At 73.7% G+C, this 7,984-nt stretch carries 8 protein-coding genes; 3 read left to right on the forward strand and 5 right to left on the reverse strand.

The window, feature by feature from the left end:
* The 5 genes from OUY22_RS34365 to OUY22_RS34385 all read right to left on the reverse strand — a co-directional run.
* Positions 1-1,157, reverse strand: a 1,157-nt coding sequence (locus OUY22_RS34365) for a WXG100-like domain-containing protein (protein WP_270159469.1), incomplete at its 3' end; no start/stop codon positions are given.
* Between the two features lie 76 nt (positions 1,158-1,233).
* Positions 1,234-1,572, reverse strand: a complete 339-nt coding sequence (locus tag OUY22_RS34370; RefSeq protein WP_270159470.1) for a hypothetical protein — start codon at positions 1,570-1,572, stop codon at positions 1,234-1,236.
* On the reverse strand, positions 1,569-1,940 hold the full coding sequence (locus OUY22_RS34375) for a YbaB/EbfC family nucleoid-associated protein (protein ID WP_270159471.1): 372 nt from the start codon (positions 1,938-1,940) through the stop codon (positions 1,569-1,571). Before OUY22_RS34375 ends, OUY22_RS34370 begins: the two co-directional genes overlap by 4 nt.
* Before the next feature lie 127 nt (positions 1,941-2,067).
* The gene (locus tag OUY22_RS34380; protein WP_270159473.1) at positions 2,068-2,472 is read right to left on the reverse strand and encodes a hypothetical protein; all 405 of its coding nucleotides are present in this window, start codon (positions 2,470-2,472) and stop codon (positions 2,068-2,070) included.
* Positions 2,469-3,359 (reverse strand): SseB family protein, encoded by an 891-nt coding sequence (locus OUY22_RS34385; RefSeq protein ID WP_270159474.1) that lies wholly within the window; start codon positions 3,357-3,359, stop codon positions 2,469-2,471. The genes OUY22_RS34380 and OUY22_RS34385 overlap by 4 nt, the downstream gene beginning before the upstream one ends.
* Positions 3,360-3,453: 94 nt before the next feature.
* On the opposite strand from OUY22_RS34385, the gene OUY22_RS34390 reads away from it, so the two are divergent.
* From OUY22_RS34390 to OUY22_RS34400, 3 genes are all read left to right on the forward strand, one after another.
* Positions 3,454-5,232 carry an ATP-binding protein gene (locus OUY22_RS34390; RefSeq protein WP_270159475.1) on the forward strand — a complete coding sequence of 593 codons (1,779 nt, stop codon included), beginning with the start codon at positions 3,454-3,456 and terminating at the stop codon, positions 5,230-5,232.
* An 11-nt stretch (positions 5,233-5,243) separates the two neighbouring features.
* Complete coding sequence (locus tag OUY22_RS34395) at positions 5,244-6,383, forward strand: exonuclease SbcCD subunit D (protein ID WP_270159476.1); 1,140 nt, start codon at positions 5,244-5,246, stop codon at positions 6,381-6,383.
* Positions 6,383-7,984 (forward strand): AAA family ATPase (locus OUY22_RS34400; protein WP_270159477.1); only part of this gene is annotated, 1,602 nt, incomplete at its 3' end. The genes OUY22_RS34395 and OUY22_RS34400, both read left to right, overlap by 1 nt.

Raw genomic sequence — 7,984 nt, forward strand, 5'->3', positions numbered from 1 at the left:
CCGCCGTCCGGGTTGTTCCCGCCGTTCGGGGCGTTCGCGCCCGGGGCCGAGGGGGGCGGGTCACCCGCGCGGGCGGCGTCGGCGCGGGCGGCGTGGTCGTACGCGGAGGCGAGCGTCGAGGTCGGGTTGGCCAGCGCCGAGTAGACGTCGGGACTGAAAGGGCTGATCGACCCGGTACGTCCGGCGCCGCCGAGGAAGGCGCCCGTGAGGGACTCGGCGCTGAACGGGTTCTGCCACTGCCCGTAGACGGCGCCGTTGGCCACGAAGCTGCCCGCCGGGGAGGCGACCATGTTGGTCGCGCCGGTGGTCAGGGCGCGCCCGGCGAACCCCGGCACGACGCCGGTGACCTGGGAGACCGGCCCGGCCACCTTCGTGCCGATGACGGCGCCCGTGCCCGCGCCGACGACGGCGGCCATGGACTTCTTCCAGTCCCAGCTCTCGCGGGTGCCGTCCTTGATCTGCTGGTACTGGGTGGCCGCGTCGATGAAGAACTCCTCGCCGATCTCCTCGACGAGTTCCCGGCCCAGCGTCGAGGCCAGCAGCCGGGAGATGAGAGCGGGCCCGGTGGCCCCGCTCAGCGCCGTCACCCTGGCCAACTGGGAGGTGCCCACCTGCCTGGCGCCGACGGTCATCAGCCTGACGAGGATCCGGCTGATCGCCGCCCGGGCCGCGGCCGCGTACGGACCGATGATCGCGGTGCTGACCCCGGCGCTGAAGAACGAGGCGATCAGGGCGATGGCGATGGCGACGACCGTCACCCAGAAGGCCACGTTGATGGAGATCTTCGAGTACTGGGTCTCGACCGCGAAGTTGTTGGCCTGCTGGGCGTAGCCGTGCGCGTTCCTGGCCACGCCGGCGAGCCCGCCCTGCTCGCCGTGCAGGGTCCTGGCCCTGGTGACGAAGTCCGCGGTGGACGGCGCGGCCCAGCCCGTCACGACGGTGCGGGTGGCCTGACCCGCCTGGGTGGTGCCGGCGGTGGCGCCGTTCGCCAGGCTCACGTACCTCTGAGCCAGCGTCGACAGCCCGCTCTCGCTGGCCTCGGGCCACTTCTGCCCGGCCGACAGCATGGGGATCAGCCAGTTGACCACCCAGTCGGGCAGCGCCTCGGTCTCCCACACCGGACGGACGTCGCTGTCGATGGCCACGATCTGCGCCATGCTCGGCTGTCCGCCGCCGACATAGCTGGTAGGGCCCTGGACGTCCGATCCCCCGTTGATGGTCACGTCCCCGGCCTCAGGCTCTCAATCCTGAGGAGAGGTCCTGCTTCATGGCGGCGTCCACGGCGAGCGTGTTGTCGACGGCGCTGCGCACCCTGCCGGACTCGCCGGAGATCTCCTTGGAGAGGTGGGCGCACTGCTCGATCAGGCGGGTGGGCCCGTCCCCCTGGAAGTGGGCGCTCCAGAACGCCCGCCCCTCGGCGCCCGCGCCCCACGGGGCGGCGGCCAGGGCCTCCTTGAGCTTGACGGTCAGGTCCGCCAGGCTCGCGTCCAGGTCCTCGGCCATGGTCTCCCACTGGGCCAGGCCGCGGTCCACCACCGGCTTGGTGATCTCGGTGCCGTTCCAGAGCCTCACGCCTTGCCCTCCATCCGATCCGCGAGGCGCGCCAGGGCGGCCTCGACGTCGCCGTCGAGGTGGGCCTGGAGCTCCGCCCGCGGGATCACCGGTTCGAAGATCTCCATGACCTGCTCCCGGGCCCTGGCGACCGCCCGATGCGTCGTCTGGGTGATCGTGTCGGCCAGCAGCCGTGCGTCGGGACGCCGGTAGACGCGCGGGTCGAGGTCGAGCCGGACGAGTTCCCCCCGTGCGTTGACCGTCACCGACACCAGGCCGTCACGCGACTTCTCGGTGATCTGGACCGTCTGGGCGCGGGCGTGCAGCTCCAGCCCGCTGTCCTGGATCTGCCGGAACATTTGGCGCAGTTCGTCAGCGTATGCCCGCATCGCGGCTGTATCGGGAGGCACGACGGGTTCCACGCCGAACATCCTCCCTCACACCTGCCATATCTAACGAAACATCTGTGTTTCTGGGCATTTTCCGTCACATGAACATCGGATGGCAAGTGAGAGGTCAAAGGGGCTGATCGTCACCTTTGAGGGGCACGGCCCGTTCCCCGAGATCCTCGACCTCTACGGAGGGCACCCAGAGCCGGTAGACGCCCCGTTCGATCCGCTCCAGCCCCAGCCCCCGGGCGGTGAGCGCGGACCCGCCGAGATACTCCAGCAGCACCTGCCCGTCCCGCTCCTCGCGCACCTGGAACGGCTCGCCCCGCCACCGGCACTCCACGGTCACGAAGTCCAGCGCGGCGCACTCCGCAGCCGGGACCGCGCGGACGTGACAGCCGGGCTCGACCTCCTCGAACCCGTCAGCCGGCTCGGGGCTGCGCAGCCGCACCCACAGCTCCACGGGGTGCGGCTCGGGACTGGCCAGGTAGTCGGCTCCCCGCCACCGGGCCCGGTAGAACGCCCGGCTCATACCGTCCCCGTCCCGATCAGCAGCCACCGCCGCAGGTCGCCGTGGTACATCGCGCGCCGGTGCTCGGTCCCCCCGATCGTCAGCTCCCAGATCTCCGCGCCGTGCGGCAGGACCACCCCGTACACCTTGTACTCGCGGATGACCTGGTCCACGTTCGGGACCAGGCCGAGCCCGACGAACGGCGGCTCCTCGACCACCCACCCGGCCACCGCCGCCCTGCGCTCCTCGTCGGTCCCGCCGTACGGGGTGCGGTAGAGATCGAGACCGACCGGCCGCCAGCGCAGGACGTTCAGCGAGCCGTCGACGGTCAGCATGTCGCGCTGCCCCAGCGCCTCGGCGAGCACGGACGGCGTCGCGATGTGCGAGACGTCCAGCGCGTGATGGCAGTATCCGGAGATCCTCGGCTCGCCGCCGACGATCAGGTCGTGCACGTCCGCGGGCGAGAGCAGTTTCTGGACCGTCGGCACCCCGGACCCGGGGGCGAGGAGGAGGTCCTGGGCCAGCGTGGGCACCGCCAGCCTGGCGAGCGTGCCCGACTCCAGCATGAAGGAGGCGGGCAGCCCCGGATTGATCGCCAGGCCCCAGCGCGGGTCCGGCCAGCCTGCCGCCAGCTCGACCGGCGAGACGACCCGGCAGTGCGCGGCGACGCCGCCGGTGGCCGCCAGCATCGCCGCCACCGACGTGTACGCGAGCACCCACGTCCGCTCGGCGTCCGCGGCCGTCGCCCAGGCGGGCGCCTCCGTCCCGGCCGCCGCGCCCGCCGTGATCGGCAGCGCGAGGTCGGCGTCCCGGAGCAGGCTCAGGCACAGGGCCGTGCGGCCGTCGTGATGAGCCGCCCACAACCGCTCCTCGAACGGCGTGGCCGGCGGATGATCTATCGACGTCACCCGCCCAGTGTGCCCGAGCGCCGGGTCGAGACGGTTCTTCCGGTGTGCGGCACGCTTCTGTCACCGCGGCGCATTACCCTGCTGGGAGGCGTTGATGGGGGTGGAGGGCTTCGTGACGGTCAACGGGATGACGAGCGTCGATGGGGCCTCCGTGGCCTCCGGGGCGGCCGCGGCCGCCGCGGTCGGCCGGGTGCTGGGCACGCAGGCCGCCTCGCCGCTGTCGTTCTGGATCGGGCTGGAGCCGGGCAAGGTCGTGCAGCTCGACGACGTCGTGGTGACCAGGCGCGAGGTGCCCGGCCACGGCCCGCTGGTGGTGGCCGGGGTGGTGACGGCCGTGGAGGCGCGCCACGAGGGCGCCGCCTACGACTCCGACGTGTTCCTGATCGCCGAGGGCGCGCTGCCCGCCGCCGTGGTCGAGGTGGCCGAAGTACGGGTCACCCGGGTCGAGCCCGAGGTGTTCGTGCCGCCGCTGCCGGGCGCCAAGGTCTACCTCGCCGGGGCGGGCGACCGCGACCAGGCTCTCTACTTCGACGTGATGGAGCGCCGGGTGCCGCTCGGCGTGGGCCGCGACGGGCAGCCTCTTTACGTCAACTTCGACTTCCTCGACGGCACCCGCGGCGCGCACGTGTCGATCTCCGGCGTCTCCGGGGTGGCCACCAAGACCTCGTTCGCCACGTTCCTGCTCTACTCGATCTTCAACTCGGGCGTCCTGGGCGGCGAGGCGGCCAACACCAAGGCGCTGATCTTCTCCGTCAAGGGCGAGGACCTGCTCTTCCTCGACCAGGACAACGTCCGGCTCGACGCGGCGGCCAAGAGCGTCTACGGCCGGCTCGGGCTGCCGGCCAGGCCGTTCGGCAGCGTCCACGTGTTCGCCCCGCCCCGGCCCGGCGACCCCAACGGCGTCCCCCACGTCTCCGCCCGCACCCACGGCGTCGGCGCCTTCTACTGGACGCTCGTCGAGTTTTGCCAGGACGAGCTGCTGCGCTTCGCCTTCGCCGACGCCGACGACGAGCGGGCCGGCTACTCCCTGCTGGTGGGCCAGGTCGCGGCCCGGCTCAAGGCGTGGGCGGAGCCGGTCGGCGACAGCGGCGCGGTGATGATCCAGGGCACCTCCTGCCGCACCTTCTCCGACCTGGTCGAGCTGCTGTCCGACCAGCTCCAGGACGAGGGCAGCCGCCAGCAGTGGACCGGCGCGCAGACCCCCCTCGGCACTGTCAACGCCTTCCTGCGCCGGCTCAGGAGCGCCGTCCGCGCCCTGTCGCCGATCATCCGCGGCGACCTGCCGTTCTACCGCAACCACTCGGTCAGCACCTCCAGCGCCCAGGTGACGATCGTCGACCTGCACAACCTGCCCGAGCGGGCGCAGCGGTTCGTGGTCGGCGTGGTGCTGCGCGGCGAGTTCCACCGCAAGGAGTCCTCCGGCACCGCCAAGCCGCTGCTGTTCGTGGTGCTCGACGAGCTCAACAAGTACGCGCCGCGCGAGGGCGACTCGCCGATCAAGGAGATCTTGCTCGACGTGGCCGAGCGCGGCCGCAGCCTCGGCGTGATCCTCGTCGGCGCCCAGCAGACCGCGTCCGAGGTGGAGCGCCGCATCGTCGCCAACAGCGCCGTGCGCGTCGCGGGCCGGCTCGACACCGCCGAGGCCGCCAGGTCCGAGTACGGCTGGCTGCCCCCGACGGTCCGCGACCGGGCCACCATCGCCAGGCCGGGCACGATGTTCGTGGCCCAGCCGGAGATCCCGGTGCCGCTGGTCGTCGCCTTCCCGTTCCCCGCCTGGGCAACCCGCCCGTCCGAGGCGCTGGCCCCGGCCGAGGCGTCGGCCGATCCGTTCCAGGGGCTGCCCGGCGTCGAAGACGACATCCCGCCCTTCTGAGAGGCCGACTCGTGAAGATCCTGCACACCGCCGACTGGCACGTGGGCAAGGTGCTCAAAGGGCGCTCCCGCCTCGACGAGCACCGCGCGGTGCTGCGCGAGCTGGTGGCCACCGCCCGCGAGCGCGACGTCGACCTGGTGATCGTGGCCGGCGACCTGTTCGACACCTCCGCGCCCACCCCCGAGGCGCAGCAGCTCGTGCTGCCCGCGCTGATGGCGCTGCGCGAGGGCGGCCGTGACGTGGTCGTGCTGGCCGGCAACCACGACAACCCGCAGTTGTTCGAGGTCTACCGGCCGCTCCTCGGCAAGCTGGGCCTGCACGTCGTGGGCTCGTTCCGCCGCCCCGACCAGGGCGGCACGCTCTCCTTCGCCGCCCGCACCGGCGAACCGGTCCGGCTGGCCGTGCTGCCCTTCCTGTCGCACCGCTACGTGGTGCGCGCCGCCGAAGTGCTGGCCGGCACCGCCGCGGAGCACAACCGCGACTACGCCGCCCGCATCGCCGAGCTGATCGGCGCGCTCACCGCCGGGTTCCAGAGCGACACCGTCAACCTGATCACCACGCACGGCACGCTCCCCGGCGGCCGGTTCGGCGGCGGCGAGCGCGAAGCCCAGTCGATCTTCTCCTACTACTTCGAGGCCACCGCCTTCCCCGCGTCCACCCAGTACGCCGCGCTGGGCCACCTGCACCGCCGCCAGCAGCTGCCCGGCCCGTGCCCCATCTGGTACAGCGGCTCCCCCCTCGCGGTCGACTTCGGCGAGGAGGGCAACCTGCCCGGTGCGCTGCTGGTGGACGTCGCGCCCGGCCGGCCCGCCGTCGTGGAGGAGGTCGTGTTCCGCTCGCCGCGCAGGCTGCGCACCGTGCGCGGCACGCTCGACCAGCTGGAGTCGCTGGAGGCGGGCGACGACTGGCTGCGGGTGGTCGTCGAGGAGAAACCCCGCGTCGGCCTCGCCGACCAGGTGCGCGAGCTGCTGCCGGGCACCCTCGACGTGTCGCTGGACGAGCGCTTCCGCCCTGTGTCCGCCGTACGGGAGTCGCGCGCGCCCGCCCGCAGCCCGCGCGAGCTGTTCCGCGAGTACCTGACCGCGACCGGCCGCGCCGACGAGCAGGTGGCGACGCTGTTCGACCGGCTCTACGACGAGGTGACCGGCTGATGCGCCCGCTGCTGCTGCGACTCGACCACTTCGGCAGCTTCCGCGACCCGGTGGAGGTGGACTTCTCCGACGTCGACTACTTCGCGCTGACCGGGCCGACCGGGGCGGGCAAGAGCACGATCATCGACGCCCTCTGCTTCGCCCTCTACGGCACCGTGCCGCGCTGGGGCAGGGAGAACGTCATCGCCCACGCGCTGGCCCCGTCCGTCGCGGCGGGCAAGGTGGCGCTGCTGTTCGAGAGCGACGGCCGCCGCTACGGCGTGGTCCGGGCGCTCGTCCGCGACGGCAAGGGCACGGTCCGCACCAAAGAGGCCAGGATCGACGAGCTGGCCGGCGGGGTGCCGCTGGACGAGGCGTGGGAGGCCGTGGTCAGGCCGCTCGCCGAAGGCGAGCACGTCAGCGCCGAGGTGCAGCGGGTGACCGGGCTCGAATACCGCTTCTTCACCCAGTGCGTGGTGCTGCCGCAGGGGCGCTTCGCCGAGTTCCTGCACGCCGCGCCGCGCGAGCGGCAGGACCTGCTGGTGCAGCTGCTCGACGCCGACGTGTACGAGGCGATCAGGCAGCGGGCGGTGCGCGAGGAGGAGACGGCCAGGACCGCCGCCTCCCTGGCCCGCGACCAGCTCGCCAAGCTGTCCGGCGCGACGGCCGAGCTGGAGGCGGAGCTGGCCGAGCGGCTGTCCGCGCTGCGACGGCTGGCCGGCGCCCTCGACGCCGACCTCGACCTGCTGCGCGCCCGCGAGGCCGACATCCGGCGGGCCGCCCAGGAGCGCGCGGCCGTGGCCGAGCGGCAGGCGGCGCTGGCCGGGCCGCGGATGCCCGACGGGGTGGAGACGCTCGCGACGGCCCGGCGCGCGGCGGCCGAGGCGGCGGCCTCCCTGGTGGACCAGGTGGCCGCGCTGGAGGCCGACGAGCACGCGGCCGACGAGGCGCTGGCCGCGCTCGGCGGCCGTGACCGGCCCCAGGCCGCGCTGGCCGCGCTCGACTCCCGCGACCGGCTCACCGCCCAGGTGGAGTCGGCGCGCGCCCAGGCCCGCTCGGCGGCGGAGTCCCTGGCCTCGCTGAGGTCGGCGCTCCAGGATGCCGACAGCGCCGTGGCCGAGGCGGAGCGGCTGCGCGACCGGCTGCGTGACGCCCACGCCGCCGCCGACCTCGCCTCCCGGCTCGCCCCGGGCGACCCGTGCCCCGTCTGCCTCCGCCCCGTCGACGCCCCCCTGCCCGCCGGGCGGCCAGGGGAGACCCGGGCCGCCGAAGGCGCGCTGGCCGCCGCGCGGAAGGAGGCCGAACGGGCGCGGACCGCCTACGCCAAGGCCGAGACGTCGGCGGGCCTCTACTCCACCCAGGTGGCCAGGCTGGAGGCGGAGCTGGCCGCGCTGCCCCCGGCGGTCGACCGGGCGGCCGTCGAGGGAAGACTCGCCGCGATCGCCAAGGCGGAGGAGGTGGCGGCCGAGGCCCGCGCCGCCGCCAGGTCCGCCCGCTCCCGCCTGCGCCGGGCGCAGACCGACGCCGAGCGGGCCGACCAGCGGGCCGCCGAGGCGTGGCGGACGCTGGAGACGGCCCGCGACCGGCTGCTCGCCCTCGGCTCGCACGACGACCCGCCGCCC

The organism is Nonomuraea corallina (assembly GCF_027620315.1).
GTDB classification, from domain to species: domain Bacteria; phylum Actinomycetota; class Actinomycetes; order Streptosporangiales; family Streptosporangiaceae; genus Nonomuraea; species Nonomuraea corallina.